The 25,355-nt window shown below is 62.1% G+C and carries 31 protein-coding genes and 5 tRNA genes; 11 read left to right on the top strand and 25 right to left on the bottom strand.

Annotation, left to right across the window (positions count from 1 at the left end; genetic code table 11):
• Nucleotides 1-45: 45 nt before the first annotated feature.
• The 24 genes from DYQ94_RS06375 to DYQ94_RS06260 form a co-directional block, all read right to left on the bottom strand.
• Complete coding sequence (locus tag DYQ94_RS06375) at nucleotides 46-792, bottom strand: capsid assembly protein (RefSeq protein WP_160954666.1); 747 nt, start codon at nucleotides 790-792, stop codon at nucleotides 46-48.
• Nucleotides 789-941, bottom strand: coding sequence for a hypothetical protein (locus DYQ94_RS06370; RefSeq protein WP_160954665.1), 153 nt, complete (start codon nucleotides 939-941; stop codon nucleotides 789-791). The genes DYQ94_RS06375 and DYQ94_RS06370 overlap by 4 nt, the downstream gene beginning before the upstream one ends.
• Nucleotides 938-2,509 (bottom strand): portal protein, encoded by a 1,572-nt coding sequence (locus tag DYQ94_RS06365; RefSeq protein ID WP_160954664.1) that lies wholly within the window; start codon nucleotides 2,507-2,509, stop codon nucleotides 938-940. The genes DYQ94_RS06370 and DYQ94_RS06365 overlap by 4 nt, the downstream gene beginning before the upstream one ends.
• 159 nt (nucleotides 2,510-2,668) lie before the next feature.
• Nucleotides 2,669-2,854: a hypothetical protein gene (locus DYQ94_RS06360; RefSeq protein WP_042595008.1), complete on the bottom strand. Its 186-nt coding sequence runs from the start codon at nucleotides 2,852-2,854 to the stop codon at nucleotides 2,669-2,671.
• A 75-nt stretch (nucleotides 2,855-2,929) separates the two neighbouring features.
• Nucleotides 2,930-3,325, bottom strand: a complete 396-nt coding sequence (locus tag DYQ94_RS06355; protein WP_160954663.1) for a dATP/dGTP diphosphohydrolase domain-containing protein — start codon at nucleotides 3,323-3,325, stop codon at nucleotides 2,930-2,932.
• A gap of 109 nt (nucleotides 3,326-3,434) precedes the next feature.
• Complete coding sequence (locus DYQ94_RS06350) at nucleotides 3,435-3,617, bottom strand: hypothetical protein (RefSeq protein WP_153065948.1); 183 nt, start codon at nucleotides 3,615-3,617, stop codon at nucleotides 3,435-3,437.
• The gene (locus tag DYQ94_RS06345; RefSeq protein WP_160954661.1) at nucleotides 3,605-4,417 is read right to left on the bottom strand and encodes a phage exonuclease; all 813 of its coding nucleotides are present in this window, start codon (nucleotides 4,415-4,417) and stop codon (nucleotides 3,605-3,607) included. Before DYQ94_RS06345 ends, DYQ94_RS06350 begins: the two co-directional genes overlap by 13 nt.
• Complete coding sequence (locus DYQ94_RS06340; protein ID WP_160954660.1) at nucleotides 4,414-4,656, bottom strand: hypothetical protein; 243 nt, start codon at nucleotides 4,654-4,656, stop codon at nucleotides 4,414-4,416. The genes DYQ94_RS06345 and DYQ94_RS06340 overlap by 4 nt, the downstream gene beginning before the upstream one ends.
• Nucleotides 4,653-4,874 (bottom strand): hypothetical protein, encoded by a 222-nt coding sequence (locus DYQ94_RS06335; RefSeq protein ID WP_160954659.1) that lies wholly within the window; start codon nucleotides 4,872-4,874, stop codon nucleotides 4,653-4,655. Before DYQ94_RS06335 ends, DYQ94_RS06340 begins: the two co-directional genes overlap by 4 nt.
• On the bottom strand, nucleotides 4,871-5,125 hold the full coding sequence (locus DYQ94_RS06330; RefSeq protein WP_042595012.1) for a hypothetical protein: 255 nt from the start codon (nucleotides 5,123-5,125) through the stop codon (nucleotides 4,871-4,873). The genes DYQ94_RS06335 and DYQ94_RS06330 overlap by 4 nt, the downstream gene beginning before the upstream one ends.
• Before the next feature lie 252 nt (nucleotides 5,126-5,377).
• The gene (locus DYQ94_RS06325) at nucleotides 5,378-5,533 is read right to left on the bottom strand and encodes a RecBCD nuclease inhibitor (protein ID WP_115045095.1); all 156 of its coding nucleotides are present in this window, start codon (nucleotides 5,531-5,533) and stop codon (nucleotides 5,378-5,380) included.
• 319 nt (nucleotides 5,534-5,852) lie between these two features.
• Nucleotides 5,853-7,766: a DNA polymerase gene (locus DYQ94_RS06320; RefSeq protein WP_160954658.1), complete on the bottom strand. Its 1,914-nt coding sequence runs from the start codon at nucleotides 7,764-7,766 to the stop codon at nucleotides 5,853-5,855.
• Nucleotides 7,747-8,367, bottom strand: coding sequence for a Gabija anti-defense Gad2 family protein (locus DYQ94_RS06315; protein WP_042595014.1), 621 nt, complete (start codon nucleotides 8,365-8,367; stop codon nucleotides 7,747-7,749). Before DYQ94_RS06315 ends, DYQ94_RS06320 begins: the two co-directional genes overlap by 20 nt.
• Nucleotides 8,364-8,609 carry a hypothetical protein gene (locus DYQ94_RS06310; protein WP_160954657.1) on the bottom strand — a complete coding sequence of 82 codons (246 nt, stop codon included), beginning with the start codon at nucleotides 8,607-8,609 and terminating at the stop codon, nucleotides 8,364-8,366. Before DYQ94_RS06310 ends, DYQ94_RS06315 begins: the two co-directional genes overlap by 4 nt.
• Nucleotides 8,610-8,641: 32 nt before the next feature.
• A complete protein-coding gene (locus tag DYQ94_RS06305) occupies nucleotides 8,642-10,111 on the bottom strand; it encodes a toprim domain-containing protein (protein WP_160954656.1) in 1,470 nt (489 codons plus the stop codon).
• A gap of 148 nt (nucleotides 10,112-10,259) precedes the next feature.
• Nucleotides 10,260-10,430 carry a hypothetical protein gene (locus DYQ94_RS06300; protein WP_155400840.1) on the bottom strand — a complete coding sequence of 57 codons (171 nt, stop codon included), beginning with the start codon at nucleotides 10,428-10,430 and terminating at the stop codon, nucleotides 10,260-10,262.
• The gene (locus DYQ94_RS06295) at nucleotides 10,430-10,810 is read right to left on the bottom strand and encodes a helix-turn-helix domain-containing protein (protein WP_160954655.1); all 381 of its coding nucleotides are present in this window, start codon (nucleotides 10,808-10,810) and stop codon (nucleotides 10,430-10,432) included. The genes DYQ94_RS06300 and DYQ94_RS06295 overlap by 1 nt, the downstream gene beginning before the upstream one ends.
• Nucleotides 10,811-10,812: 2 nt before the next feature.
• On the bottom strand, nucleotides 10,813-11,184 hold the full coding sequence (locus DYQ94_RS06290) for an N-acetylmuramoyl-L-alanine amidase (RefSeq protein ID WP_052812197.1): 372 nt from the start codon (nucleotides 11,182-11,184) through the stop codon (nucleotides 10,813-10,815).
• Nucleotides 11,175-11,552, bottom strand: a complete 378-nt coding sequence (locus DYQ94_RS06285) for a RusA family crossover junction endodeoxyribonuclease (protein WP_160954654.1) — start codon at nucleotides 11,550-11,552, stop codon at nucleotides 11,175-11,177. Before DYQ94_RS06285 ends, DYQ94_RS06290 begins: the two co-directional genes overlap by 10 nt.
• 31 nt (nucleotides 11,553-11,583) lie before the next feature.
• On the bottom strand, nucleotides 11,584-12,255 hold the full coding sequence (locus DYQ94_RS06280) for an ssDNA-binding protein (RefSeq protein ID WP_080953920.1): 672 nt from the start codon (nucleotides 12,253-12,255) through the stop codon (nucleotides 11,584-11,586).
• The gene (locus DYQ94_RS06275) at nucleotides 12,233-12,382 is read right to left on the bottom strand and encodes a hypothetical protein (RefSeq protein ID WP_155400841.1); all 150 of its coding nucleotides are present in this window, start codon (nucleotides 12,380-12,382) and stop codon (nucleotides 12,233-12,235) included. The genes DYQ94_RS06280 and DYQ94_RS06275 overlap by 23 nt, the downstream gene beginning before the upstream one ends.
• Nucleotides 12,379-12,669, bottom strand: coding sequence for a hypothetical protein (locus DYQ94_RS06270; RefSeq protein WP_042595017.1), 291 nt, complete (start codon nucleotides 12,667-12,669; stop codon nucleotides 12,379-12,381). The genes DYQ94_RS06275 and DYQ94_RS06270 overlap by 4 nt, the downstream gene beginning before the upstream one ends.
• A complete protein-coding gene (locus DYQ94_RS06265) occupies nucleotides 12,666-12,800 on the bottom strand; it encodes a hypothetical protein (protein ID WP_255419549.1) in 135 nt (44 codons plus the stop codon). The genes DYQ94_RS06270 and DYQ94_RS06265 overlap by 4 nt, the downstream gene beginning before the upstream one ends.
• A gap of 42 nt (nucleotides 12,801-12,842) precedes the next feature.
• A complete protein-coding gene (locus DYQ94_RS06260; RefSeq protein ID WP_160954653.1) occupies nucleotides 12,843-15,263 on the bottom strand; it encodes a DNA-directed RNA polymerase in 2,421 nt (806 codons plus the stop codon).
• A 493-nt stretch (nucleotides 15,264-15,756) separates the two neighbouring features.
• Between DYQ94_RS06260 and DYQ94_RS06255 the strand changes: the two genes are divergently transcribed.
• A tRNA-Lys gene (locus tag DYQ94_RS06255) sits at nucleotides 15,757-15,832 on the top strand.
• Between the two features lie 210 nt (nucleotides 15,833-16,042).
• Entirely contained in the window at nucleotides 16,043-16,489 is a 447-nt protein-coding gene (locus tag DYQ94_RS06250) for a hypothetical protein (protein WP_505414889.1), read from the top strand.
• Nucleotides 16,490-16,613: 124 nt separating this feature from the next.
• Here DYQ94_RS06250 and DYQ94_RS06245 read toward each other — a convergent pair whose 3' ends face one another.
• Nucleotides 16,614-17,909: a sensor histidine kinase gene (locus tag DYQ94_RS06245; RefSeq protein ID WP_054590825.1), complete on the bottom strand. Its 1,296-nt coding sequence runs from the start codon at nucleotides 17,907-17,909 to the stop codon at nucleotides 16,614-16,616.
• Between the two features lie 266 nt (nucleotides 17,910-18,175).
• On the opposite strand from DYQ94_RS06245, the gene DYQ94_RS06240 reads away from it, so the two are divergent.
• The 9 genes from DYQ94_RS06240 (at nucleotide 18,176) to DYQ94_RS06200 (ending at nucleotide 25,354) form a co-directional block, all read left to right on the top strand.
• A tRNA-Leu gene (locus DYQ94_RS06240) sits at nucleotides 18,176-18,260 on the top strand.
• A gap of 201 nt (nucleotides 18,261-18,461) precedes the next feature.
• Entirely contained in the window at nucleotides 18,462-19,754 is a 1,293-nt protein-coding gene (tig, locus tag DYQ94_RS06235; RefSeq protein ID WP_024938422.1) for a trigger factor, read from the top strand.
• A 98-nt stretch (nucleotides 19,755-19,852) separates the two neighbouring features.
• On the top strand, nucleotides 19,853-20,479 hold the full coding sequence (clpP, locus tag DYQ94_RS06230; protein WP_002806026.1) for an ATP-dependent Clp endopeptidase proteolytic subunit ClpP: 627 nt from the start codon (nucleotides 19,853-19,855) through the stop codon (nucleotides 20,477-20,479).
• 125 nt (nucleotides 20,480-20,604) lie between these two features.
• Nucleotides 20,605-21,891, top strand: a complete 1,287-nt coding sequence (gene clpX / locus DYQ94_RS06225; protein ID WP_003483788.1) for an ATP-dependent Clp protease ATP-binding subunit ClpX — start codon at nucleotides 20,605-20,607, stop codon at nucleotides 21,889-21,891.
• Between the two features lie 144 nt (nucleotides 21,892-22,035).
• The gene (lon, locus tag DYQ94_RS06220) at nucleotides 22,036-24,507 is read left to right on the top strand and encodes an endopeptidase La (RefSeq protein WP_160954652.1); all 2,472 of its coding nucleotides are present in this window, start codon (nucleotides 22,036-22,038) and stop codon (nucleotides 24,505-24,507) included.
• Between the two features lie 214 nt (nucleotides 24,508-24,721).
• Entirely contained in the window at nucleotides 24,722-24,994 is a 273-nt protein-coding gene (gene hbs / locus DYQ94_RS06215; RefSeq protein ID WP_024938423.1) for a non-specific DNA-binding protein Hbs, read from the top strand.
• A gap of 11 nt (nucleotides 24,995-25,005) precedes the next feature.
• Nucleotides 25,006-25,080: transfer RNA gene (locus DYQ94_RS06210), tRNA-Val, on the top strand.
• Nucleotides 25,081-25,108: 28 nt separating this feature from the next.
• Nucleotides 25,109-25,185: transfer RNA gene (locus DYQ94_RS06205), tRNA-Asp, on the top strand.
• Nucleotides 25,186-25,280: 95 nt separating this feature from the next.
• Nucleotides 25,281-25,354: transfer RNA gene (locus DYQ94_RS06200), tRNA-Asp, on the top strand.
• Nucleotide 25,355 lies beyond the last annotated feature (1 nt).

The raw sequence follows: 25,355 nt of genomic DNA, 5'->3' as shown, positions 1-25,355 counted from the left end.
CACCTGGGAAACAGGCGAGGCTGGAGTGATTGAAAGAGGGTTGTTTCAGTACACGTCGGAGGCACGCAGGCGCGCCATGTGGCGCTCGCGATACGCGGGGTCGGAGCGGTACTTTGGATTGCGGATGGCTTCCTGCACCTCGGCGCGCGAGGCGTACGGCTGCACGCCCGGAGCCGGGGAGGCCTTGCCGTTGATCAAGACAGCCGGAGCGGAGGTCTTGGCCTGTGCGGCCAGGCCGGCGACAGCCAACTTGGCACGTGCGGCATCGCCGGAGGTGACGGCAGCATTGAAGGCGTCGATGTCGGCGTCCTCCAGATTTTTGCCCGCCCACTCCAGGAGCTTTGCGTAGCCGTCCTTGCCGCCTGCGGGTGCGAAGATGCCGGCCTCGTAAGTGGACTGGCGAGCCTTGAGGCCATCCAGGTACACACCGACCAGCTCTTTAGGAAAGCCAGCCTTTTCCAGAGACTTGAAGCTCTCTTCGGAGATGGTGCCGGTCTCGGCAAACTCCTGAGTGAACACAGTCTGGTCAAGGCCAGCGGCCTTCAATGCGTCAGCTGCGGCGGCTTCGTTGGCATCGCCGCCCGTCCCTTGGTCTTCCGTTGTCGCGGCTTCTTTCGTCGCCTTCAGGCCTGCGTTGCCGGCCGGGTCAGCCGGGGCAGCGGCCGCCACATAGGCAGCCTCCAGCTCTTCGACCGTTTTGTACTTGCCGCCATACAGGCGTTCGGTCTGCTGACCTTCGGCTCCTTCAGCGACGACCGGGGCCGGCTGGGTCTCGGTGGTCTGTTCGGTCACTTGGTAGTGCCCACTGCGTTGTAATGGGTTGTGCCGTCGGCGTATTCGGTGACCGTCACGTTGCCCTTCTGGGTCACGTTCGGGTACGTCTTCGCCGGGGCAGTCGCCGTCTTCTGCTTCTCGGCCGCGGGGGTCTTCTGTTCGGTCATTGCGGTACCTGATTTGTGAGGCCGCCCGCCATCGCTGCGTTCACCATGTTCGGTGCGGCGCGGACAGCAGCCTCGTTCATTGCGGAGGCCTGGTCGTTCTGCTGGACCGCTTCGGGGTCAAGCACCAGGCCCTTCGTGGTGATGTCGGATGCGGCGCCTAGTCGGGACAGCCACTCGCCCCAGTCGATGCGGCGGCTGGCTTCTTGCTCACCCATGACGGCCTTGGCGGTCTCGCCAAAGCGCACAAGCTTCTCGAAGTCATGGCCGCGGCCCAGAGCTGCGACGCCTACGGTAATGCGGGGTTTGATGAGACCTTCCGGCAGCTCCGGGATTGCCCCGTTCTGCTGCAGACGGAAAAGGATGCGACGGATGAGTGGAACCATCAGCTCGGGGCCGAGCACGGAATAAAGGCCGGCGCGGTTATCCTCAAGGACACGGGCGAGATACTGGATTTCCTCTCGGGTCACTCGGTCGCCGCTGCGCTGAATCGCAGTGCCGACGCCGAAGACCAACTCCAGATTACGGGCGGTGGCGTCGGCTTCGCTCTTCACGAACGAGAGGTCCTGGAACTTGTCCAGTGTCAGGGAGGAAATGTCGTTCTTGTCGCCGCGAATGAAGGCCCCCGACTCAGCCTTGGTCAACTGATCGGGCTTCATCGCCGAGGTTGGCTTCAGCAGCCAAAGAATCTTCGCGGCAGCTGCAGCACCCTTTCGGAGCGCCTTCCGGAGCGCCTCAAGAGTCTCGAACTCGCCTCGGTAGTCCTCGATCAGACCACGACCGTAGTCCTCACTGGTAGGCCGAGGGATCGATACAGGAATCCAAGGCGGAGCATCGATCGGATAGCTGCCGTCGGTCCCGGCGATGACGACGCCTTCAACCTCCTGATAGCACAGCCAGTTCTCGTTGTTCTCGTCGCGGTAAACACGGGTGTAAAGCTCGGCGTCTTCGGCCAGCTTCTTCAGCCGCTCGGTCTCCGAGACCTTTGCGAGGATCGCTTCGCGCGCCTCGGAAGGAAGCATCTGGATGGCAATCAGATCGAGGGTGACAATCTCCAACACGTTGCCCAGGCCATCGCGGTCAGCGACGTAAGAGGTCAGCGGGTAGAGTTTGCCCGGCCCTTGATCCGGCACGTACAGCAGCCAGTTACCGGCCGCCGCGGAGTGTTTGAAGCCCTCAGCCAGTACAGAACGTAGCTGGGCGCCGGCCTCGATTTCATCCATGACGGCACGTTCGATTTCCGAAAGTGCCGTCTCAAGTTCGCCCTTCTGGATACCTGCTTCCTGCATGAGCTTGTCCGATTCGGACAGGTCGGGCTTCAGGGTGAAGGGAGTGATGTTGGGCGGCAGAACTGCCAGCAGAAGCGCGTTGGCGATTGCGTTAGCGCAGCGAGCGCCTGTGCCCTGTACTGGAGCGGTGAAAGTCTGTGACTTCTGCTTCGGATCAACGAACAGTGATGGGATGGTGACCTTGGTGCACGCCTTAGCGCGGGTCTCGGCACTATTTCGGTTGGGCTTCAGCTCGTCGTAGCGTTCCTTGGCGGATACGAGGGTTTTGCTGGCATCAGCCACGCGGAATGGTCAATCCTTGGTAGAGCGGCGAGTTCATGTCGGTGCGCAGACCAGACTTCTTTCTGGCCTGGGCAGATTGAGACTGGCCGGAGCCATCACGTGCGGTGACCAGAATGTCCGGTGTTTCCGTCTTCGGAGTCTTGGGTTTGGAGCTGCACATTAGTGGTGGCCTCCTCGGGACTCTTCGCGTTCCTGCTCGCGCGCGACCAGAAGTCGAAGCACCAGGCGACGCTCACCGGACTTGAGGAGGAACTCCTCTCGGTCCTGATCAGGGTCATAGATGACCTCGGGGTAGATGCGCGCCAGCTCGTCGATCAGCTCATCGGCGGTCAGGGGAATGTTCATGTGTTCTCAAGGGATCTAGAAGTGGAACTAAAAGAGGGGAAAACCTTGGGTTTTCCCTCTAGAGGCCCGACTAATTCATCCCTCCTTTGCCACAGCCCGCTCGTGGTACTCCATTTGCAACTCGGCTGCTTTTCCGGGATGCGGACGGTCGTCGTTCAGACGCCCAACGCTACGCGCATCGACGATGATCGCGAAGCAGGCCATGGCATGGGCCAGATGGTCCACGCCGCTGTCCTCGGCAACCTCCTGCCCGTCAATCCAGGCGTCGATATGGCGCATCGCTGCGCCCAGGTAGACGCTCGCGCTGACGCCCTTCTCGCGCCAGTTGAAAGGGCCGTACTTGGAGGCGCCATCTGCGAAGGCGGCCGCCATGGCGATACGGGCGCTTGGCGGGACCAGTTGCATTGGGACCTTCAGGGCCGCGATGCGGGTTTTGGGATTGCCGTCCGGATACTGCTCGGGCGCGCTCACGAGTAATGCCTCGCGACGAGCACCAGCACGTAGATCACCAGGCTCCAGAAAGCCACATTGGCAGCGACTACCAGCAGCCAGACTGCTGCAACGGCACCAAGCAGGCGCTTCATGCGCACCACCCGGAGATCAGCCAGCCCCAGCAGACGATTGGCCCGATGATCGGGAACCACTGCGGGCGGAGCTTCCGGCCCTCGGCTATGACCAGCCACCAGGTCGCGGACCACCCTAGGGTGAAGAAGAACACACCGCACCAGGCCAGGATGTTGAAGAACAGCATCAGGGTTTCCAAAGATTCACCTTGTTCGTTTTGTAATTGAGGTCGCCGTGGCGAAGAATTCGCGCCAGGCGTGCTTGGACAAGGGCGTCATCCGCCGAGAGTCCTTTCTTTGCGTAGACAGCAACCACGGCCTCCCAGAGGGCCGCCAAGTGCTCTTCTGGAGAGCTACTGCGGTACGCTTCGTGGACAGGCATCAGGGCCTCGTCAGCGCGCTTGGCGCCGATGCCAGGGCACCCGGTGTAGTTGTCGGTGGTGTCGCCCATCAGGGTTTGCTTCATCCAGAACAGGTCGGCGTCGTAGCGGTCGATAGTCCGCACGCCGAGGTCTGGTTTGTTGGGGTTGTAGAGTCGGCAGGGGATCGTCTGGAGATCCTTGTCGATGGACACGACGATGCGTGGCCCGGGGCACCGCTTGGGTTCTGGATGCGTGGCTAAGGTTCCGAGGATATCGTCGCCTTCCAATGAGTGCCGCTTGACGATCTTGTCGGCGTACTCCGCGTGGATGAACTCGTCCAAGGCGTACCACAGAGCGGGCTTCGGCTTCTCGTGGCGGGCCTGCTTGTAGGTCGGCTCGACCTCCTTTCGGAAGTTGTTCTCGGGGCAAGACAGCGGCAGCACAAAGTCGGCGGCGTCAAACTTCTCGACCAACTCAGCGATGTACTCGGCCACCTCGACCTTTGCCTTTTCCGGCTGGTACACCTCCATGGGGTCGCCGTCGTTGTCCCAGTCAATGAGCTTGGTGTTCTTAAAGGCCATGTAGTACCGCAGCACGTCCGCATCGATCAGCAGGACGGGTCGCTGGCGCTTCTTCAAGCAATGCTCTCGTGGACGCCCACCCAGGCGTAATTGCCAACGCGACGGATCAGGTAGGTGTGTGACCGAGTGCTCGTGCGTTCCTGATCCCAAAGCGGAATGAGTTCTCCCGGCTTGCCCATGATCGGCTCGCGTTCAAAGTAGGCAACTACGAGAGTGCGTGCGCAAACATCGGCGATGTGCTGCGTACCGTCCGCAGGGCCGCCGATCAAAGTGATGCACTTATTCAGCTGGCTCATGCGAACACGACCCTGCGACCAACGTCGTGCGCCAACTTATGCAGAGCGCGTTCGATGGTCGCGCCGATGATAGTGGGCTGGCATAGTTCGGCAATGCGCAGATCGCCGTGTGAGACGATCACCTCAAGGTAGCCCGGCCCACGACCGTCGCGGAAAGTGGCGTCCCGGACAACTACCTCTGTGTCCTTGCCCCAGCGTGGAAGTGCTTGTTCGTTCATCGCTTGCCCTCCTTAAGGCGCTTGATGGATTCCTTGTCGGCGTTGCAGCGCGCAAGGGCGTCCTCGGCGTTGCCGCCGAAGTGGTAGAGGTCGTATGTCTCGGAAGCCGGGTCGGCCATCACCGCGTCAAGGGAGCTGTGCTTGCCCTCGACCTGGCACGGCTGGAGGTACTGTTCGATCAGCGAAGTGCGCGTTGCGCAGCTCGTCAGGAATGCGCTGGTGCAGATAGCCAGCAACAACAGGGTTTTCATTTGCGGCGGTCTCCACGGAACGGTTGCGCTCGGCGCGCAAGTCCCGGATTGCTTTGTCGAAAGAGGCACGGCGTACGGCCTCCTGCTGGAGGGTCGCCACGGATTTTTTGAAGTCGTCGTAGTCGCGCGCCGTCGCTTCAAGCGACTCAACACGCTTCGCCATGTGGCTGTAGGACCACATGCCGTACGCGCCGGCACCTATGGCGGCGAGGACCAGCAGACCGGCGAGGGTCTGGAGGATCTGCTTAGGGGTCACTCGACCTCTTGGCAGATTTCCAAGGCATAGTCATAGCCATCCCAGTTATCCACGCCGGCTGCACGAAGGGCGTTCAAGAACTCTTCGTCCTCTAGTAGTTCGACATAGCGGGCACGGGGGATGGTCACCGTCTCGGTGTTCGTGTCGTTCATGTGTTCTCCTGAACCCAGCAAGCCACCTGCAGAAGCTCTGCGGTGGAAGCGTCAGATTTGATTTGGTTGGCCCTACTGGAGATAACGCGGACGTTGCCGCGCACGTAACCCAGCTCAGGTGTGATGCGATCCAGCGTTGGGGAGTTAGGTCCCTGCGCCTTCAGTCCGACAGAGCGGAACAGCGGAATGCCCAGGGCGGGGCAGAAGCTCGGAATCTGTATGTCGTCCCTTTCGAGGTCGAACTGCAGGCCGCGCTTCTGTGCCCGCCTGCGGGCGCTGCGAAGGAGCACACCTGCCGGATCGGAGGTGCGTGCTTTGGTCAGTGGGTTTCAGCCCAGTTGTTGCCGATCTTGTATTCGCCATCGAGTGGGCAGCGAAAGCCGAAGTAATCGCCTGCCGCACGGATCGAAGCGACCGCGGACTGTCCGACGAACTCGGCATGTTCCTCGTCCACCTCGATCTGCCACTCGTCGTGGATGTTGCCGACGAACTCGTAGTTCACTCCCGGCGCAAGCCCGGCTTCCTGCAGGCGCATGTCCAGGATGTGCAGTCCCTTCTTCATGACCAGCGCGCCTGCGGACTGCAGGAGCGTGTTGAGTGCTGCGTGGTCGCTGCGGATGTGCAGCTTCCGACCGTCTAGGCCGATGAGATAGCCCTTCGCCTTGGCGCGCTTCTTGACGCCCTTGACCAGTCTGGCGAGCGCTGGAAGACCCTGGAGGAACTTCTCCTTCAGCGCCTTGCCGTGTTTGCGGCCCTTCCCGATGATCGACCCGATCTTCTCGTCGCCGGCCCCGTAGAGGAAGGCGTAGATGAAGGTCTTCGCGTTGTCGCGGGACGGCAGGCCGGCTGCGTTCTGGTTCTCGGCGTGAATGTCGCCTTCCAGCAGTACGGTCGCGTAGGCGCCGCCGTCGAAGGCGGCCATGAAGTGCGCCAGGCAGCGCAGCTCCAGGCCAGAGGCGTCGGCGCCCACGAGCTTCTTGCCCTTGGGCACGGTGAATAGCTCGCGGCACTCATATCCCCAACCGCCGGCCTCGCCGAAGAGAATCCCCTCCTTGCCTTTCTGGACCTTGGGTACCTGGGCCATGTTCGGCCCCGAGTGCGTCATGCGTCCGGTGACCGCAGCGTTCTGATTTACGCGGCCGTGGATGCGTCCATCCTTCTTAACCTGAGTGATCCAGGCTTCCGATTTCTTCTTCGACTTGCTTGGGGTGCCGTCCTTCTTGAGCTTCGGCGGAGGCTCGGAGAGTTGCCCGGCGCGTTTGGCCACCGTCAGGTAGCGCAGCAGCATGGGAATCTCGGGGTACTTGAGGTGGGCGAGGGTCTCCTCGTCGATCTTCGGGCGACCCTCCGGCGTGAACACCGTGGGCTTCCATCCGTGCAGTGCTTTTAGGCGCTTCGCAATGTGGTCGCGAGAGCCTGCATTGAAGACGTATGACTTGAACTTCTCGTGCGGAACCCCTTTGACGTAGCCAAGCTTCGCGTTGTTGACCTTCGGAACGAACATGCCGAGGCTCTCGCGCCAAGGCTGGAACACTCGGGTCAGCTCGTCGGTGAGCCTGGCCTTGGTAACCATGAACTCGCGCTGCAGCTTGTCGGCCTTCTTCTGGTCGAACAGGAAGCCATATGCGGTCTGGCGCTGGAGGATGGGCGCGATGCCGTGCTCTAGGTCAATCGCTTCTTGCGACAGGCCCTTGGTCATCTGGAGGGCGAAGAGCTTTTGTGTGACGCGTACGTCCTGGTCGCAGTAGTCGTCCATCTCCTGGTTCCAGGCAGCCCAGGGATCGAGACCCCTGGACTTCATGACTTCTGAGTAGTCGCCCTTCCATTCGCCTAGGCGGTAGCCCCAGGCTTCCAGCGCATGCCTTCCGACAAACTGGCCCGGCAGCTTTCCAGGCGACTTCTTGATGGCTGTGAAGTCGCGGTCTCGCAGGTCCGGCCACAGCAAGGTGGACAGCAGCATTGTGTCCAGTGCGCGCTTGACCTTGAACTCCGGGTACAGCTTGCGGATGGCGGGCACGTCGAAGTTGACGATGTTGTGGCCGACTACTGCATCCGCTCCCCGAAGCATCTCCAATGCCTGCTCGATGGTCAGCTCCCCGTTTACGCGGTTGGCTGACAGCACATCGCCCACGGGTACTCCCTCCGGGGTTACTTCCTGTAGGGAGATGCAGTGGATGGTGGTGAGTTCGTCGAGTAGGCCGTTGGTCTCGATGTCAAAGACTAGCCAGGCCATCGGAGCCTACACCTCGTGCAGCCTTGGGATGGCTTTTGAGGAGCTGCTTGACGCGCTCGAAACTTGGCAGGGGAACGTCATCCGTTTGTTCGCTCAGATCCTCGTCGAAGCCCAATTCAAGGCGGTAGCCGTAGTCCCTGTAGCGGTGCATCCGAGCATAGGTACGTTCGTCGCCGTTGTTGTTCATCACAACGAGACGCTTCGCCTCGGCGTCCGCAGCAGCATCGGGGTGCGCTGAAGCGGTCGGAAGGTCGAATTCCAGCCACGCCACAAACATGCAGCAACGGAAATCGAACGCATCGCGGTGTCCCTGCGGCGTGTCGAAGTGGAAGCCCACCAAATTGAAGAGGCGGCCGGTGCTCAGGTCGTGGAACTGCGAGGTGCCGTTAGGTGCCGCCAGCTCCTTGTACCGGTTGCCCTGCTCCGAGAACGCAGCGAAGGCAACGAGGTAGTCCTGATAGGAACGGAAGAACAGGTCGTAGTCTTTGGCGGGAGTGCCGTCATAGAACGAGCGCAGGGCGCCGCCACCGAGGATGGAGACGATGCGCGCGGCGGCCGGCATGTCCAGAAAGATGGCCTTGATGTAGGCGCCGTAGCTCATTCGATGATGGCCTTGATACGACTGGCGACGCGACCGGCACGCAGGGCGCGCGAGCGGTGGCCCACGGCTTCCTGTACCAACTTGGCGGCCTTTGCTTCGGCGATTGCGGCGCGGTCGCGCAGCTTTCCTTCGGCTGCATCCAGTTTGCCCAGGGTGCGATCCAGGTCAGCGCAGATGGCGTCAACGCTCGGGGCCGGAGTCAGGAAGGCGTGGATTGCCAGCAGTGTGGTCTTGAGGGTCATGCGGTTATTCCTTGGATGAGATGGGATGCGGCTCAATAGCCGCCCGGTGTGTCGTCGTAGCTCTCGTCATCGCCGTCCGCGTAGGGATCTGCGCACGGCACGAGTCGCCCGGTTTGCTCGTCGTAGCGGAGGTAGATGCACTTGCCCGCGGCTTGACCGGTGTAGCGGTCCTTGAGCACGCGGAGAGTCGTTGTGGTGCGAACGGAGACGTCTGCCGCCTGTTGATCACGCTCCAGACCGAACATGAAGTGCGACCAGAAGCCAATGGCGCGACTGCCCTTGAACTGGCGGATGGTCACGCGCCCGCCTTCCTCGTGCGGCGATCCCTTCTCGGGAGTCGTAAGGTGCGAGATGAAGTAAATGCAGACGCTCAGCTCCATCGCCAACTTGGCGAGTGCAGCCATCACCTGTTCCAGCACTTTCTTCTCGTCCTCGGCGTCGGCTGCGAGAGCCGTGAGGTGGTCCAGGAAGATGTGCTTGACACCGTCCGCCACGGCCATGTGGCGCATCTTGGAGGCGATGACATCCCAGTCGGTGGTGCCGAAGTGGTCGTAAAGGACGACGTTTCCGGTGCTATCCAGTGTGTCGAAGGCGTCTTCCAGTTCTGTTTGCGTCCAGCCTGCGTCGGGCACATGGAAGCGACGGGAGGCGTACTTGCCTGCGAGGCGCTTCGCGGTCTCTGCGGGCGGCTGCTCTAGCTTGAGGACGCCGCACTTCTCGTTGCAGGTGGTCGCTGTAAACACGATGATTTCATCAAACACATCGGACTTGCCCATGCCCGTGCCGGCGCCCAGGCCATAGATTTCGCCGTAGCGTCGGCCAAGCGTGCAGTCGGTCAGATCAGGCCACGGCCATGGCATTCCGATGACCACTGGGGCCAGTGCCTTCTCGCGCACTGAGCCGAAGGTCACGATGCCGTCCGGGCGAACCGTCTGTGCTTCGTAGATGCACGAGACGATGGCCTCGCCATTGCCCGCTTGGAGCATCGCGTTGGGATCTTTCAGCGGCAGCTGTGCGATGCGTGCCTTGCCCGGCGAAAGGATTCCAGCGACCTCCTGAGCGGCGGCCTGGCCTGGTTCATCCATGTCGAACATGATGACCACTTCGTCGAACTTTTCGACCCACTCCAGCTCGCGCTTGATGGCCTTGGCTGCGCCCTGCGCGCCGTTCGGAACAGACACTACGGGCCACTTCAGGCCGAGCACTTGCGCGACGCTCAGGCAGTCAATTTCACCTTCAGTGATGACCAGACGCCGCGTGGGTTGCCAGAGGTGCTGGCCGAACAGGCCGGCTTCCTTGGTGTCGCCTATGAAGGCGAATTTCTTATCTTTGAATCGGAGCTTCTGTGCGACGGTGCGACCGTCGCGGCGGTAATTGGCGATCTGGCAGGTTTTACCGTCCTTGTTCTTTCCTACCCAGTAGGAAAACTTGCGGCAGGTTTCTTCTTGCAGACCGCGAGCGGCCAGGGCGGAAGCTTCGCCTTGGGCAAAGTCGTCGGACATGCGGGGCCTTGATTGCGTGCGTGTGGCGTCACCATCTGCCGGCTCGTAGTGGGAGCACCCAAAGCAGAAGCCGTGCCCGTCGTCGTAGCGCGCGAGGTTGTCGCGACTGCCACACTTCGGGCACGGCTCTTTGGAAACGAACTGAGACTCAGCGTCGGCTGACACGCTCGACCGACCACATGGTCTTGCGGCGGGTCACGCCCAGTTGACGGTTGGACGCCGAGCGGACCATCGCGTAGGTACGTTCGCGTTCTTCCTTCGGCACGTCTTTGGTGGCCTTTGCGAAGGCCAGGCGCATTGCGGATTGGACCTGTTCCATCACTTGGCCTCCTGGAGGAAGCGGCGGAAGTCTTCGGTCTCGGTGTCCAGGTCATCGCCACCCAGGCCCAATTCCTTTGCGCAGTAGGTGCGGTAAAGGTCGATCAGGCGGTCCAGCAGGAAGCGCGGCTGCTCGGGAGTCGGCGGGTGCAGCGGCGTGCAGCGGCGCTTTTGCGCGCGGGTGAAGGAGTAGCGGGTGTAGGACTGCCCCGTCGCGTCTTCGCAACGCTCCTTGCGGATGTCGTAGCCGGCACGATTCAGTTCGGTAATGCGCGACGCCAGACGGCGGACGCGGTAGACGCCCTCGGCCTGCCACGAGGTGATGTGCTGGTTGTTGTAGAGGTGATCGACGATCAGATTGGCTTGACGGGACAGTTTCATTGCTAGATTTCCTGTAAGGGGCACACGCGGTCGAACACCGCGGGAAGCCCGTGCTTGAGCACGAGTCGCCGCAGCGTCATCCGCTGTTGCTTGGAGAAGTTGTTGGTGGGTGTTAGGGCGTCATCCACACCGCCAACAAGGCACGCCTGAATCGATCGTTCGTTGGCGCGCGCCGCGAGACAGCCCGGCTCGTCCAAAGAGCGGCCCTCGAAGGCAGTTCCATCGCGCTCGATGACGTAGTGGACTGCGATCTTGGAGAAGCCTTGCGAGCGGTGGATTCGCGCCAGTTCTGCGCCAGTGACCGAATGGTCCGGCCGCGTCATTGATGCGGTCACGAACAGCTGGTCAGGGTTGACCATCTTCTTCAGTCGCACAGAAGCACCTGCAGCGAGGTGTGCGGTTCCTCGCCGAGTTCGGCGAACCGCTTGGTGGCGTAGAGGGAGACGATCCACTTGTCGTCCGGCCAGATGCCGGCGTGGGTGATGGCGTCAAGTGGCGCCTTTGCGTAGTTGTCGATGTCGCCCTTGGGCGTCACGAGTTTCGTGGTCTTCGGCTTACGGCAGACGAACTCCAGGGCCACATGCAGCCTCCCTTCCGGGATCTTTGCGCCAGTGGTCTTGAGATACGCGCCGGCTGCTTCGAGCCAGTTCTTGTAGGTCTTCAGGTGGTACGTGCCCCAGCGCGTTACGCGGGGGCGAGAAGCCGGAACGGGGTCTATTGGGAAAATGAAAGAGGCGGCCAACGCCGCCCCTTTCGTGACCTGGGACGAGGGCTTAGTAGTCGCCGTCGTCGCCATCATCTCCGTCGCTATCGTCATCCGAATCGTCGGAGTCGTCTTCATCGCTCGGGCGATCTGCGCCGTCAGCGATATCGTCGCCGTCCTCCTCATCGAAGTCGTCGGCTGCACGGCTGGCGCCGCCGAACTCGACCAGCTTGATGATCTGGACGCCGACCATGCGCAGCGAAATGCCGAACTTCTTGTCCGCCGCCGCGAAGTAGGGGACGGCCTCGAAGCTCACCTTGAGAATGCTGCCGCCACCGATGTTCGGTGGATTTTTCAGCACTTCCTTCTTGGCGTTCACGATGGTCGGGACCATGGTGTAGACCTTGCCGGTCTTCTTCGCCTTGATCTTGTGCTTCATCTTGAAGTTGAAGGTCACCCGGCCGGTCTCGTCACCCTCGTCATCCGTTTCCGATGCGAAGAAGTCCGCCAGTGCGGCTTTCTTGTGCTTCGGGTTTTCGGACTTGAACTGCTCGAACGCTTCGTCGCGGATGGCTGTCAGCTTTTTGATGAACGCCTGGGTGTCGGCGTCTGATTCGTCCATCGCGAGCTTGGCGGAAAATTCGCCGTCGGCGTTGTACTTGGTGTCGGGGGCATTCAGCCGCGGCCAGATGGCGGTGCCGGGCGGGGACACGTATCGTTTATTCGCTTTCTTCTGGGTCATAGAATTCAGAGTCTTCGGGGAGGTAGCCGGCTTCGATTAGGCGGGCTTCGGTGGAGGCGAAAGTCGCTCCATACAGCTCGTTTTCCAGGGCGGCCTGTTCCAGCAGCCGTTCGATTTCGCGTGTCATGGGAGCTTCTTCGCCAGTTCTTCCTGGGCGTACTTGCGGACGGCCGACAGGGTGTTGAGTTCACGGAAGCGGCAGTCCGCTTCCATGCGTTCGGTAAGTGCCAAAAGGGAAAGCGGGTCGTACCCGCACTCCTCGGCGGTGAATCGGAAAGCGCAGGCAAGCCCGATGAGCTGGTCTGCGGGGTGCTCGACCATCTGCACGCCGCTCAGGGCTGCGAAGGCGCCGCGTGAGGCCGCGTGCGCGCTTCGGGAGTGCAGTACGTGCGAGCGGAGACGCGGCTCGATCACTCGGCCCGGCCCATCTCGTTGCGGAACTCTTCGACCGTCCCGTGAGTGGATGGGCTGTAGATCGCGAGAACCTGGCCGTAGGCGTCCAGCGCGACGTAGGTACCGAGAGTTGCGTTGAAATTGATGCTCATAGATTGTTCCTTTTTCGGGAGTAATCCCAGATGTGGGATGCATTAGGCAAAGAAATAGCTGCTCTCCAACACTGCGGAGAGGTCCAGGTCGCCGAAGGGGGGAATCTCCGGTAGGTCAGAAGCCACCTCCACCGGAAGTTGCTCGGCCAGTTCGGTTCTGAAGTTGCCCAGCACGTCGCCCTCGTATTGCTCAATGAAAGCGTGGCGCAACGAGGCGGCGAGGATGCCGGTGTTTCCGGCATGCGTTCCGTAGGAGTCGTGGATCATCGCGAAGCTGGTGATCCCGTTGTCTGACGCGAGACAGGTGGTCAGCATCAGGTGACTCGCATCGCAGGAGTGAACGAAGTTAGGGGAGATGCCGAGACCCTGGCGGCGGCGGTCAAGTTTGCTCCCGTCCATAGCCACGATTAATTCGACTCGCTTGCCGCCAATGTGCGTCGTGACGCGCTTGCCAAGGTCCTCTCGATACTCCTGCAATACCGGGAAGCCTGCCGGCGTGGTCCATGCGATGGGGAGGTCGGAGGCCGACGCGACCTTGGATGCTTCTTTCAACCAGTCCATAGCCTGGCGCGCGGCCACCACGACCTCGCCGATGCAATCCCACAGGATGTCGCCTAGGTAAGCCGCCTGCTCGTTGGAAGGAGAGAGTCCCTCCTTTTTGGCGTTGGCCTGCACCTGGCCGCGCATGCCGGACTTAGTGACGCCGTAGGGAAGCGTCATCACTGGCTGTTTGACGATGCCGCGGGTCAGCATGCCGTCCCAGAAGATCGCGCAGGAGTTTCCTGCCTCCGCTTCCGCCTTGACGCGCAACGCGGCCACGTTCATCACGGCCGTGTAGATGTCGGCAGGCTTGCGCTGCGGCAGCAGGTTCGTTGCCGCGCCGCCGATAGAGTCTCGCAGCATGGCCGAGAAGTTCTGCAGGCCGTTGCAAGAGCCATCTAGGGCGATAGGAAGGTGCGACACGTGCTCGTCGCCATTGATTGAGTAGCCGAGCCACTCGAAGCAAGCGGCGAGGGCGCAGAAGGGTGAGTCAGCTTTGGACCAAGCGCGCTGGCCGTCTAGCGGGTTGAGGGCCGAGTCGAGAATCATCTCCTCGTTCGCTTTGACCCACGCCACGCGTTCCGAGAAGGCAACCTTATCGACGCCGAAACAGTTGGCGACATGGATAGCCAGCCAGAATGCGCCGTCCTCGCCGAGCGGTACGCCTTCGGCCAGCGTCAACAGTGCCTTTGCCTGATCGTCGCCTTGTGGCGTAAGAATCGAGGGGATCGGGTAGACACGTCCGCGGAAGTCCAAGTTGTGCGGAAAGTAGATCGCGTCCTCATCCTTGAACTTCACCGCCAGGGCGATTTTCTGCGCCGCCGACAATCGGCGGGACGTGCCGCGGGCGTTCTCTTCATAGACCTCCGCGCGGCTGCGCTTCCACGCCTTGAACTCCTCAGCGTGGTGCTCTTTGTAGAAATCGGGGTCACTAACCAGCATTGCCGGTTGCTCGGGCAATTCCACCAGGTCTCGGTCAGGCAGGTCAGCGAAGCCGCCGCCCATTGCCCAAGCGTCCTGCATCACTTCCAGGATTGGTTTGTTGATCTTCCACGGAGTGGACTGGATCAGGTTGACCGCCCGGTAGACGTTGGGCATGTCGGCCTGTTCCAACTCTCGCTTGTAGGCACGGTTGCGCGTGCGCACGAGGTCCGCTCTTCCGCCGATGTCGGTGAGGTAGCCACCGTCGCGAGGCGTCGTCCAATCCTTGGGCTTGACCAGCATGGGCATCCACACGGGCAGGAACATCGAGGCGCTCTCGTGGGCTTTGGCTAGCCACTCGCGAATCGCTGCGGTGCCCTGCAGTATCGCGACGGTCTGATTCTTGCGTGGTCGGGTCAGGATGATTTCGGCCAGGCCCGAAGCTTCAATGAAGAGGTCGATTAGCTTCATCCCAACCAGGGCTTCCTCGTCTGGCGTGAACACGAACATGTCGGTCTCGGTTTTGGCGAGGGCGTGGTTCATCACTCCAGTGGAGTGGTGTGCTGACGTGGACTTCTTAAGCTGCTGCTGGATCACCCGGTAGAGGCCAGCATGGTTGTCCCGGAGCTTCTTGTAGTTCACGTCCTGTGCAATGGCAGAGCCGACAGAACGTGCTACGGCGGTCAACTTGGCCTGCTCGCCAGCCAGCGCGTTCACGCATACCACTGCGGTCAGGTAGGCGCAGCCTTCGGGGTCGAGATGCTCCAGCCACTTCACTGCCGTGTGTCTACGACCGCCGCCGCCGCATTTGGCCTTCTCGACGAACTCCCGGATGGCGTGTCCGGTGGCTGCTACGGCCTGCATGACCAGCTTCTTTCCGGGACCGGTGTCAGCCTCGTCGGAATTGGCGCGCGCCTTTTCGTATCGGGCGATGCCGAGTGATGTGGACTCGGCTTCCAGCTGAAGTTGGCGTTCGTGAAGCGTCTGGGCGATTGATTGCATATTAGGAATGCGTCCCGAAGTTGAGATTGAATGGGCAAACGAAAAACGCCCCCGCCCGGAGGCGGAGGTGTTGGTGGATCAGCAGAAACCGGCACGGCCGGAGAGTGGTACTGGAAGCGCCCCTCTAAGAGAGCTGGAAGAGAGCTTTAAGTGACACGCTATAGCTGAGACTCATCATATCCCAAATCTGGGATGGATGTTTGCGCAGGAAGTTGGAGGACTGCGTCCTCTTCACTAGAAGTTCGTTTGGTCTATAGCCCCGATTAATTGGCGCGTCACCTGTGACGCCACAGATGTCACCTTTACGTCACCCGGTGCGTCACAAACGGTAGAAAACGTTGTATGCTTACGGGCTGGGGCGGGATTGTGATTCCAGATGTCGGGGGTTCGAGTCCCCTCAGCCACCCCACTGATTGCAGGAAAAGTTGGACCCGATGCATCGCGGGGTGTTGCAACGACGCAAAAACGCGCATACAATGTGCGACCAGTTTCAGGGCCGTTAGCTCAGTTGGTAGAGCAGTTGACTCTTAATCAATAGGTCCAAGGTTCGAATCCTTGACGGCCCACCAAACAAAAGCACTTAGGCATCTGCCTAGGTGCTTTTCTTTTTGTGCTGAGGAAAAGATGACGCAGGGAATCGGCTGCTTCGCTGTCGTCTCGGTCGGCGGCCGCGGCAACGCAGTGCTGATCTCGGCCGGGCACGATGTCTGGCTTGTGTCAGGTGCGCAATCGCCACCGGTCGTCGCTGCCCGGTCGAGCGAGCGCACATGAGGCCTGCTGTGTCCGGAGCATTGCGGCATTCGATCCTGGGCCAGGTTGGCGTCTTCGCGATCGTCGGTCCTCCGCTCGGCGGGCTGCTGGGCCTGGTGCTGTTGACCCGGTTCGACCTGCTGACCGCGTTGTTGATCGTTGCCTGGTCCTACGGCCTGGTGTTGCTGGTGATTGCCTGCGCCGCGGCGGGATGGCTGTGTGTGCGCATCTGTGCCTGGCGGTACCGTGGGCGCCGGCCCAACCTGCTGGTCCACGTTGGCACCGGTGCGATGAGCGGTCTGCTCTCGACCGGGGTGATCGTGCTGCTGCTGGCGATCATCGGCGGCTGGTCGATGATGTCCGACCGCACGGTCATGCTGACGCTGCTGCAGTGTGGTCTGGCGGCAGGTGGCGCCTGCGCCGTGCTTGTCTGGCTGATGTGGTCGCGCCTGGCAGTGTCGCCTCGCGCGAGGTGACGGGCCGCCAGGCAACGTCCATCGGCACACGCAGGAAGAGGTTCTTTGCTGCCCTGGATGGCGCTGACGCCCCGAAGCGATGCGCTACGCCGGATCGGCGATGGGCAACTGCAGCCGTGGTCGCTTACGGCGCTGCGGCGGGCGCGGGCGCCGCGCTCTGCTGCATGCGTGGGAACGCCAGCGTAAAGCATGCGCCCTGGCCGGGGGCCGATGTCACTTCGACAAAGCCACCTGCCTGACGGACCGAGCTGTACACCTGCGCCAGCCCCAGGCCCGCGCCTTTGTCGGCATCCTTGGTGGTGAAATACGCTTCGAACAGGTGCGCCTGCACGTGCGCATCCATGCCATGCCCGTTATCGGCCACGGCGATGGTGACGTAGCGCCCGGCCGGCCTGGCCAGGCTGGCCTGTTCTTCAGCGACCACGGCGTCGCCGGTCTCCACGCGAATGACGCCGCCACCCTGGCAGGCATCGCGGGAGTTGATCACCAGGTTCAAGATGGCGCGTTCCACCGTATGGCGATCGACCATCGCGCAGCATCCACCTTCGGTGGTGCGCAGCTGCAATTGCAGATCCGCGCCGACCACCTGTTCGAGCAGGGGGCCGAGCTGTTCGGTCAAGGCCGCCAGGTCCACCGATTCCGGGCTGTACGGATATTGCCGCGAAAACCCGACCAGGCGCTGTGCCATGACCGAGCCATGTTGAAGCGCCGCGTCGGCCACGCTCAACAGCTTGGCATCGTGCGCATCGATCCTGGCGCGCTGTACCACCAGTTCGATGGCCGAGGTTGCCGCCTGCAGCACGTTGTTCAAATCGTGCACCACGCCGGCCAGCAGTTGTCCTACCGCTTCGCCCTTTTGCGCCTGCTCGGAAATCTTTTCGGCAGCGCTCTGTGCGGCGCGCGCAATGTCCAGGTCGCCTTCGATGCGCTCTTGCAGGTCGCGCAGACTGTGCAGTTCGCTCGACAGCGAATGTTCGCGCGCGCGCGCCAGGCGCAGCACGCCGCTGGAAAACGCGCGCTCTGCGGCCAGGGTCGAATCCAGTGTGCGAAAGGCGGTCTCCAGCGCGCGGCGGTCGGAAATGTTCCTGCTCACCGCCAGGATTGCTTCGACCTTGCCAAGCGCATCGAACAGCGGGCTGGTGACGACCTGCCAGATCTGGCGCACGCCGGCGAAGTTCACGCCGGCGGCCTCGAATTCCTGGATCGAACCGGCACGGGAGCCGGCGATGGCCGCATCCACCAGCCCGGCTGCCTCCGCTGGCCACAGGTCGCGCCACTTCCGCGCGATCAGTTGATCCTGATGACTGGCGCCAAGCTCGGTCAGGCCATTGACGTTGATGGCCGTAATCCGCCCATCGAGGTCGATCTCCTTGATGCAGTCGCGGGACAGGGCCACGATCTGCCGATACCGATCTCTCATCGCGATGACTGCCTCTACTGGTGTTAACGGAATTTTAGCGAACCTAGGCTTTACCCAGCGCTAGCGGGGCGGAAGGTACGCCGCTGGGCCGGGTGGCATGATGAATGCATTTACCTTTAGTGTGTCGGATTCAGGGCCGCCTTGCATCGTGCTGCCCGTGCGGGCGGCGGGCACGCAAGCCGGCTCCTGTTTCTACCAGCCGCATCGCCCTCGCGATGCTTTTTCTTTCCCGGCATCCCTGCAACAATGGCCGGGCTGGCAGCATCGCGAAAGTGGCGGAATTGGTAGACGCACCAGATTTAGGTTCTGACGCCGCAAGGCGTGGGGGTTCGAGTCCCCCCTTTCGCACCAATGCAGTGCGGCCGTGCGTGTTCCGGCCGCTTCCCGCCGCAGGCCTGGGGGCTTTCCATTGCGCGGCGCAGTGACGCGTATTCCGCTGGCAGCGGCCGCCGTTATCGGCGAAACTACAAGGCTCGGCGGCTTTCTCGCCATCCGTCAACCCGCATCTTCCATCTCGTGCCGACGCTTGTGCAGTCGGTGGCAGGAGTCAACATGCAAGCATCGATCGAATCCACCGGCAATCTGGAACGCCGCCTGACCTTCACCCTGCCGCAGGAGCGCCTGGAGACGCATGTCGGTGGCCGCCTGCGCGAACTTGCGCGGACCACGCGCATCAAGGGTTTCCGCCCGGGCAAGGTACCCACCAAGGTCATCGAGCAGCGCTTCGGTCAGCAGGTGCGTGCCGAGGCGATGGAAGGCCTGCTGCGTGAGACCTTCGATTCGGCGGTGCGCGAGCATTCGCTGCGTCTGGCCGGCAACCCGCGTATCGACCAGGGCGAGAGCGATTTCGACTTCGTGGCCACCTTCGAAGTGGTGCCGGATTTCGGTGATATCGACGTGGCCAAGCTGTCGGTGGTGCGTCATACCGCCGAAGTGACCGATGCCGACATCGATCAGATGATCGAGAACCTGCGTCTGCAGCGCCGCACCTGGAACCCGGTCGAGCGCGGCGCGCAGGTCGGTGACCTGGTGGCACTGGAGACCTGGTCGCAGGCCGGCGACGAGCGTCTGCCCGCCGAAGGCGTGGAGACCGGCAGCAGCGTGCTGGGCTCGGGCGTGATGTTCGACCAGATCGAAAAGGGCCTGGAAGGCCTGGCCAAGGGCGAAGACAAGACCCTGACCATCGACTTCCCGGCCGAATGGCGCGTGCCGCAGCTGGCCGGCAAGACCGTGCAGGTGCACGTCAAGGCGGTCGAGGTCTCCGAGCCGGTGCTGCCGGTGGTGGACAAGGAGTTCATTAAGAGCTTCGGCGTGAAGAGTGGCGATGCCGAGCAGTTCCGCGCCGACATCCGCACCAACCTGGAGCGCGAGCTCAAGGGCGCGCTGATGAACCGCCTGCGTCGCGAAGTGGGCGAGCAGCTGATCGCCGCCTATGCGCACGTGGAAATGCCGCCGCGTCTGGTCGAGAACGAAGCCCGTTCGATGCTGGCGCAGCAGGTCGAGCAGGTCCGCCGCAGCGGCCGCAACCCGGGCGAGATTCCGGCCGATGCCCATCAGGGTTTCATGGACGCGGCTGCCAAGCGCGTGCTGGTCGGTCTGCTGGTGGGCGAGGTGGCCCGTCGCAACGAGCTGCGCCTGGAATCCAAGCGCGTCAGCGAAACGCTGCGTCTGATCGCTTCGACCTACGAAGAGCCGGAGCAGGTCATTGAGATGTACCGCAACGACCCCCAACTGATGAGTGGACTGCAGAGCCGTGTCATGGAAGAGCAGGTGATCGACTGGATCGCCGAGCGCGCCCAGCACACCGAGCAGTCGCTGTCGTTCCAGGACGCCATTCGGGTCTAAGGTAAGCGACCGCGTGACACCAACCCGCATCCCGATGGCTGGGATGCGGATGTCAAACCCGGGCATCGGCGCAAGCCGCTGCCACTACAGGAAGACTGATGAGCATTGTGACCAAAGCCCTGAACCTGGTGCCGATGGTGGTCGAACAGACCAGCCGCGGCGAGCGTGCGTATGACATCTACTCGCGTCTGCTGAAGGAGCGTCTGATCTTCCTGGTCGGTCCGATCGACGACCACATGGCCAACGTGATCGTGGCCCAGCTGTTGTTCCTGGAAGCGGACAACCCGGAAAAGGACATCAGCATCTACATCAATTCGCCGGGCGGCGTGGTCACCGCCGGCATGGCGATCTACGACACCATGCAGTACATCAAGCCGGACGTGAGCACCATCTGCGTCGGCCAGGCCGCCTCGATGGGCGCGCTGTTGCTGGCATCGGGTGCGGCCGGCAAGCGCTATGCGCTGCCGAACTCGCGCGTGATGATCCACCAGCCGCTGGGCGGCTTCCAGGGCCAGGCCACTGATATCGACATCCATGCGCGTGAGATCCTGACCCTGCGTTCGCGTCTGAATGAGATCCTGGCCAAGCATACCGGCCAATCCCTGGAGACGATTGCGCGCGATACCGAGCGCGATAACTTCAAGAGCGCGGTCGATGCGCAGGCCTATGGCCTGGTTGACCAGGTGCTGGAACGCCGTCCGGAAGAGTCGATCCAGCCGTCTTGATCGCCAGATTGCTGAAATTGCAGGAAAAACTGGCAGGGTCGGGCTGGGCGGATGTCCTCCCGACCCTGTGCTATTCTCGAAATCGAACCCCCGTGCATCGGGTGGGGTAACTGGGTAACAGAAGCATGAGCGAAGACCGCCAAGGTCGTTCCGGCGACAGCAACAAGATTCTCTACTGCTCGTTCTGCGGTAAGAGTCAGCATGAAGTCCGCAAGCTGATTGCCGGTCCCAGCGTATTCATCTGCGATGAGTGCGTTGAGCTGTGCAACGACATCATCCGCGAGGAACTCGAAGAGAAGGCGCAGTCGGCACGCTCCAGTCTGCCCAAGCCGCGCGAGATTCTCGAGGTGCTGGATCAATACGTGATCGGGCAGTTGCGCGCCAAGCGCACGCTCGCCGTGGCGGTGTACAACCACTACAAGCGTATCGAGAGCCGCAGCAAGAACGATGACGTCGAGCTGGCGAAATCCAACATCCTGCTGGTCGGTCCGACCGGCTCGGGCAAGACGCTGCTGGCCGAAACGCTGGCGCGCCTGCTCAATGTGCCGTTCACGATCGCCGATGCCACCACGCTGACCGAAGCCGGCTATGTCGGCGAGGACGTGGAAAACATCATCCAGAAGCTGCTGCAGAAGTGCGATTACGACGTCGAGAAGGCCCAGCAGGGCATCGTCTACATCGACGAAATCGACAAGATCTCGCGCAAGAGCGAGAACCCGTCGATTACCCGTGACGTGTCCGGCGAAGGCGTGCAGCAGGCGCTGCTGAAGCTGATCGAAGGCACGGTGGCTTCGGTGCCGCCGCAGGGCGGTCGCAAGCATCCGCAGCAGGAATTCCTGCAGGTCGACACCAAGAACATCCTGTTCATCTGCGGCGGCGCGTTCGCCGGGCTGGACAAGGTGATCCAGCAGCGTTCCAACGATGCCGGCGGCATCGGCTTCGGTGCCAAGGTCAAGAGCAGTGAGCGCAAGCAGGAGGTTGGCAAGATCCTGGCCGAGGTCGAGCCGGAAGATCTGATCAAGTTTGGCCTGATCCCCGAGTTCGTCGGCCGCCTGCCGGTGGTCGCCACGCTCGAGGAACTGGACGAGCCGGCGCTGATCAAGATCCTGACCGAGCCCAAGAACGCCATCACCAAGCAGTTCAAGAAGCTGTTCGACATGGAAGGCGTGGAGCTGGAGTTCCGCCCCGATGCGCTGTCGGCGATCGCCAAGAAGGCGCTCAAGCGCAAGACCGGCGCGCGTGGTCTGCGCACCATCGTCGAATCGGTGCTGCTGGACACGATGTACGAGCTGCCCTCGCAGGAAAATGTCAGCAAGGTCGTGGTGGACGAGTCGGTGATCGAGCACAAATCCGAGCCGTATCTGATCTACCAGGCGCAACCGGCGCCGGCCAAGGCCGCGTCCGGCGACTGAGGCCTGGATGCCGTCGCGCCGGGCCCCGGCCTCGCTCGCGGATAAAGGGTTTCCGAACGCTACTTGCAACACCTGGCCGATGGCCCCATAACGGGGCCATCGGCTTTTTTTACGCCCCAAAACCCCATTCCTGCGGAGCGCCCCATGGCCCAGTCCCAACCAGAAGTTCTCGATCTGCCGGTGTTGCCGCTGCGCGACGTGGTGGTGTTTCCGCACATGGTGATTCCACTGTTCGTCGGCCGTGACAAGTCGATGCGCGCGCTGGAAAAAGCCATGGAGGCGGACAAGCGCATCCTGCTAGTTGCGCAGAAGTCGGCCGAAACCGACGACCCGACCGCCAGCGACCTCTATACCGTCGGCACGCTCGCGCAGGTGCTGCAGCTGCTCAAGCTGCCCGACGGCACCATCAAGGTGCTGGTCGAAGGTCTGTCACGGGTCACCGTCGACAAGGTCGTCGAGCTGGATGGCGCACTGCAGGGCCAGGGCATCGAGATCGAAGCCAGCGACGCGCGCGAGCCGCGCGAAGTGGAGGCCATCGCGCGTTCGCTGATGTCGCTGTTCGAGCAGTACGTCAAGACCAACCGCAAGCTGCCGCCGGAGCTGCTGCAGACCCTGGCCGGCATCGACGAGCCGGGGCGTCTGGCCGACACCATCGCCGCGCACATTGGCGTGCGCCTGGCCGACAAGCAGCGCCTGCTGGAAATCACCGAGATCGGCGAGCGGCTGGAGCTGCTGGTCGGGCTGGTGGACGGCGAGATCGATGTGCAGCAGCTGGAAAAGCGCATCCGCGGCCGCGTCAAGTCGCAGATGGAAAAGAGCCAGCGCGAGTACTACCTCAACGAGCAGATGAAGGCGATCCAGAAGGAGCTGGGCGATCTGGACGATGCGCCGGACGAGCTGGAGGAGCTGGCGCGCAAGATCGCCGAGGCGGGCATGCCCAAGCCGGTCGAGACCAAGGCCAAGGCCGAGCTCAACAAGCTCAAGCAAATGTCGCCGATGTCCGCCGAGGCGGCCGTGGTGCGCAACTATCTGGACTGGCTGCTGGGCGTGCCGTGGAAGAAGCGCACCAAGGTCCGCAAGGATCTGAAGGTCGCAGAGGACACCCTGGACGCCGATCACTACGGCCTGGACAAGGTCAAGGAACGCATCCTCGAGTATCTGGCGGTGCAGTCGCGCGTGAAGCAGATGAAGGGCCCGATCCTGTGCCTGGTCGGGCCGCCGGGCGTGGGCAAGACCTCGCTCGGGCAGTCGATCGCCAAGGCGACCAACCGCAAGTTCGTGCGCATGAGCCTGGGCGGTATCCGCGACGAGGCCGAGATCCGTGGCCATCGCCGGACCTATGTCGGTTCGATGCCCGGCCGCCTGGTGCAGAACCTCAACAAGGTCGGCAGCAAGAACCCGCTGTTCCTGTTGGACGAGATCGACAAGATGTCGATGGACTTCCGTGGCGACCCGTCCTCGGCGCTGCTGGAGGTGCTCGATCCGGAGCAGAACAACTCCTTCAACGACCACTACCTGGAAGTGGACCTGGACCTGTCGGAGGTGATGTTCGTCGCTACCTCCAACTCGCTCAACATTCCCGGTCCGTTGCTGGACCGCATGGAAGTCATCCGCATCCCCGGCTACACCGAGGATGAGAAGCTCAACATCGCCATGCGTTACCTGGTGCCCAAGCAGATCAAGGCCAACGGCCTGAAGCCGGAAGAGATCGAGATCGGCAGCGATGCGATCCAGGACATCGTGCGTTACTACACGCGCGAATCGGGCGTGCGTAACCTCGAGCGCGAAGTCGCCAAGATCTGCCGCAAGGTGGTCAAGGAAATCGCGCTTGCCGGCCCGCAGCCGGATGCCAAGAAGGTGGTCGCCAAGAAGGGCAAGCCCAAGGCCCTGGTCACGGTCAACGCGAAGAACCTCGACAAGTATCTGGGCGTGCGTCGCTTCGATTTCGGCCGTGCCGAAGAAGAGAACGAAATCGGCCTGGTCACCGGCTTGGCCTGGACCGAAGTCGGCGGCGAGCTGCTGCAGGTCGAATCCACGCTGGTGCCGGGCAAGGGCAACCTGATCCTGACCGGTCAGCTCGGCAACGTCATGAAGGAATCGGCATCGGCCGCCTTGTCGGTGGTGCGTTCGCGCGCCGAGCGACTCGGCATCGACGTGGATTTCCTGCAGAAGCAGGACGTGCACGTGCATGTGCCCGATGGCGCGACACCGAAGGATGGCCCGAGCGCCGGTATCGCGATGGTGACCTCGCTGGTGTCGGTGTTGACCAAGGTGCCGATCCGCGCCGATGTGGCGATGACCGGCGAGATCACCTTGCGTGGTCGCGTGTCGGCGATCGGCGGCCTGAAGGAGAAGTTGTTGGCAGCGTTGCGCGGTGGCATCCGCACCGTGCTGATCCCCGACGAGAACCGCAAGGATCTTGCTGACATCCCGGCCAACGTCACGCGCGATCTGAAGATCGTGCCGGTCAAGTGGATCGACGAAGTGCTGGATCTCGCGTTGGAACGTCCGTTGGCACCGAAGAAGGCGGGCAAGGAAAAGGCCCGCAAGACGGCTTCGCGGGTTGCGGTCCGCGGCAAATCGCGTACTACTCCCGGTACCCGCGTCAAGCACTAAAACCGCTTGTCTAAACCCAGGCAAAACAAGCCAAAACCCGCGTCGTTATTGGGTTTTGGCTTGCGTGCGGTTGGGGGCGCTGGTATAAATGCACGACTCGTGGGCGCGGCAAATTGTGATGCGTCATGCGATACCACTTGTGTCGGGTTCTTCGCTAACGGCAAGAGCGCCGATTGTCGATTCCGCGGCATCTGCCGCAAAGGGAGTTTCAAGAATGAATAAAACCGAATTGATCGATGGCGTTGCCGCTGCCGCTGACATCTCCAAGGCTGAGGCCGGCCGTGCTGTTGACGCGGTTGTGAGCGAAATCACCAAGGCGCTGAAGAAGGGCGATGCCGTCACCCTCGTCGGCTTCGGCACCTTCCAGGTCCGCGCGCGCGCTGAGCGTACCGGCCGCAATCCGAAGACCGGCGACAGCATCAAGATCGCTGCTTCGAAGAATCCTGCATTCAAGGCTGGCAAAGCCCTGAAGGATGCAGTAAACTAATCGACTCGCTAGGGTGCTTAGCTCAGCGGTAGAGCGTCTCCCTTACACGGAGAGGGTCGGGGGTTCGAAACCCTCAGCACCCACCATTAAGCACCAGGCAAATGTTTCAAGCGCGGAGCGGTAGTTCAGCTGGTTAGAATGCTGGCCTGTCACGCCGGAGGTCGCGGGTTCGAGTCCCGTCCGCTCCGCCAGTTATACCGAAGCCCCTGAGCGATTGGGGGCTTCGTTTTCTCCACCGGATTCGCATTGCGGAAATGGTGGAGAAGCAGCAGTCCAAGTTTAAAGCGGAGCGGTAGTTCAGCTGGTTAGAATGCTGGCCTGTCACGCCGGAGGTCGCGGGTTCGAGTCCCGTCCGCTCCGC

It is taken from the genome of Xanthomonas sp. LMG 8993 (assembly GCF_009835065.2).
In the GTDB taxonomy this organism is placed as follows: domain Bacteria; phylum Pseudomonadota; class Gammaproteobacteria; order Xanthomonadales; family Xanthomonadaceae; genus Xanthomonas; species Xanthomonas arboricola.
Note: the sequence above shows the minus strand (reverse complement) of the source record. Positions and strands in the feature narration are given on the sequence as shown.

Excerpts from the sequence above, each read along its gene's own strand:
- DYQ94_RS06370 (WP_160954665.1), bottom strand. The coding sequence starts at position 941 with ATGACCGAACAGAAGACCCCCGCGGCCGAGAAGCAGAAGACGGCGACT.
- DYQ94_RS06360 (WP_042595008.1), bottom strand. The coding sequence starts at position 2,854 with ATGAACATTCCCCTGACCGCCGATGAGCTGATCGACGAGCTGGCGCGC.
- DYQ94_RS06340 (WP_160954660.1), bottom strand. The coding sequence starts at position 4,656 with ATGAGCCAGCTGAATAAGTGCATCACTTTGATCGGCGGCCCTGCGGAC.
- DYQ94_RS06335 (WP_160954659.1), bottom strand. The coding sequence starts at position 4,874 with ATGAACGAACAAGCACTTCCACGCTGGGGCAAGGACACAGAGGTAGTT.
- DYQ94_RS06330 (WP_042595012.1), bottom strand. The coding sequence starts at position 5,125 with ATGAAAACCCTGTTGTTGCTGGCTATCTGCACCAGCGCATTCCTGACG.
- DYQ94_RS06325 (WP_115045095.1), bottom strand. The coding sequence starts at position 5,533 with ATGAACGACACGAACACCGAGACGGTGACCATCCCCCGTGCCCGCTAT.
- DYQ94_RS06320 (WP_160954658.1), bottom strand. The coding sequence starts at position 7,766 with ATGGCCTGGCTAGTCTTTGACATCGAGACCAACGGCCTACTCGACGAA.
- DYQ94_RS06315 (WP_042595014.1), bottom strand. The coding sequence starts at position 8,367 with ATGAGCTACGGCGCCTACATCAAGGCCATCTTTCTGGACATGCCGGCC.
- DYQ94_RS06310 (WP_160954657.1), bottom strand. The coding sequence starts at position 8,609 with ATGACCCTCAAGACCACACTGCTGGCAATCCACGCCTTCCTGACTCCG.
- DYQ94_RS06305 (WP_160954656.1), bottom strand. The coding sequence starts at position 10,111 with ATGTCCGACGACTTTGCCCAAGGCGAAGCTTCCGCCCTGGCCGCTCGC.
- DYQ94_RS06300 (WP_155400840.1), bottom strand. The coding sequence starts at position 10,430 with ATGGAACAGGTCCAATCCGCAATGCGCCTGGCCTTCGCAAAGGCCACC.
- DYQ94_RS06295 (WP_160954655.1), bottom strand. The coding sequence starts at position 10,810 with ATGAAACTGTCCCGTCAAGCCAATCTGATCGTCGATCACCTCTACAAC.
- DYQ94_RS06280 (WP_080953920.1), bottom strand. The coding sequence starts at position 12,255 with ATGACCCAGAAGAAAGCGAATAAACGATACGTGTCCCCGCCCGGCACC.
- DYQ94_RS06275 (WP_155400841.1), bottom strand. The coding sequence starts at position 12,382 with ATGACACGCGAAATCGAACGGCTGCTGGAACAGGCCGCCCTGGAAAAC.
- DYQ94_RS06265 (WP_255419549.1), bottom strand. The coding sequence starts at position 12,800 with ATGAGCATCAATTTCAACGCAACTCTCGGTACCTACGTCGCGCTGGAC.
- DYQ94_RS06260 (WP_160954653.1), bottom strand. The coding sequence starts at position 15,263 with ATGCAATCAATCGCCCAGACGCTTCACGAACGCCAACTTCAGCTGGAA.
- DYQ94_RS06245 (WP_054590825.1), bottom strand. The coding sequence starts at position 17,909 with ATGAGAGATCGGTATCGGCAGATCGTGGCCCTGTCCCGCGACTGCATC.
- tig (WP_024938422.1), top strand. The coding sequence starts at position 18,462 with ATGCAAGCATCGATCGAATCCACCGGCAATCTGGAACGCCGCCTGACC.
- clpP (WP_002806026.1), top strand. The coding sequence starts at position 19,853 with ATGAGCATTGTGACCAAAGCCCTGAACCTGGTGCCGATGGTGGTCGAA.
- clpX (WP_003483788.1), top strand. The coding sequence starts at position 20,605 with ATGAGCGAAGACCGCCAAGGTCGTTCCGGCGACAGCAACAAGATTCTC.
- lon (WP_160954652.1), top strand. The coding sequence starts at position 22,036 with ATGGCCCAGTCCCAACCAGAAGTTCTCGATCTGCCGGTGTTGCCGCTG.
- hbs (WP_024938423.1), top strand. The coding sequence starts at position 24,722 with ATGAATAAAACCGAATTGATCGATGGCGTTGCCGCTGCCGCTGACATC.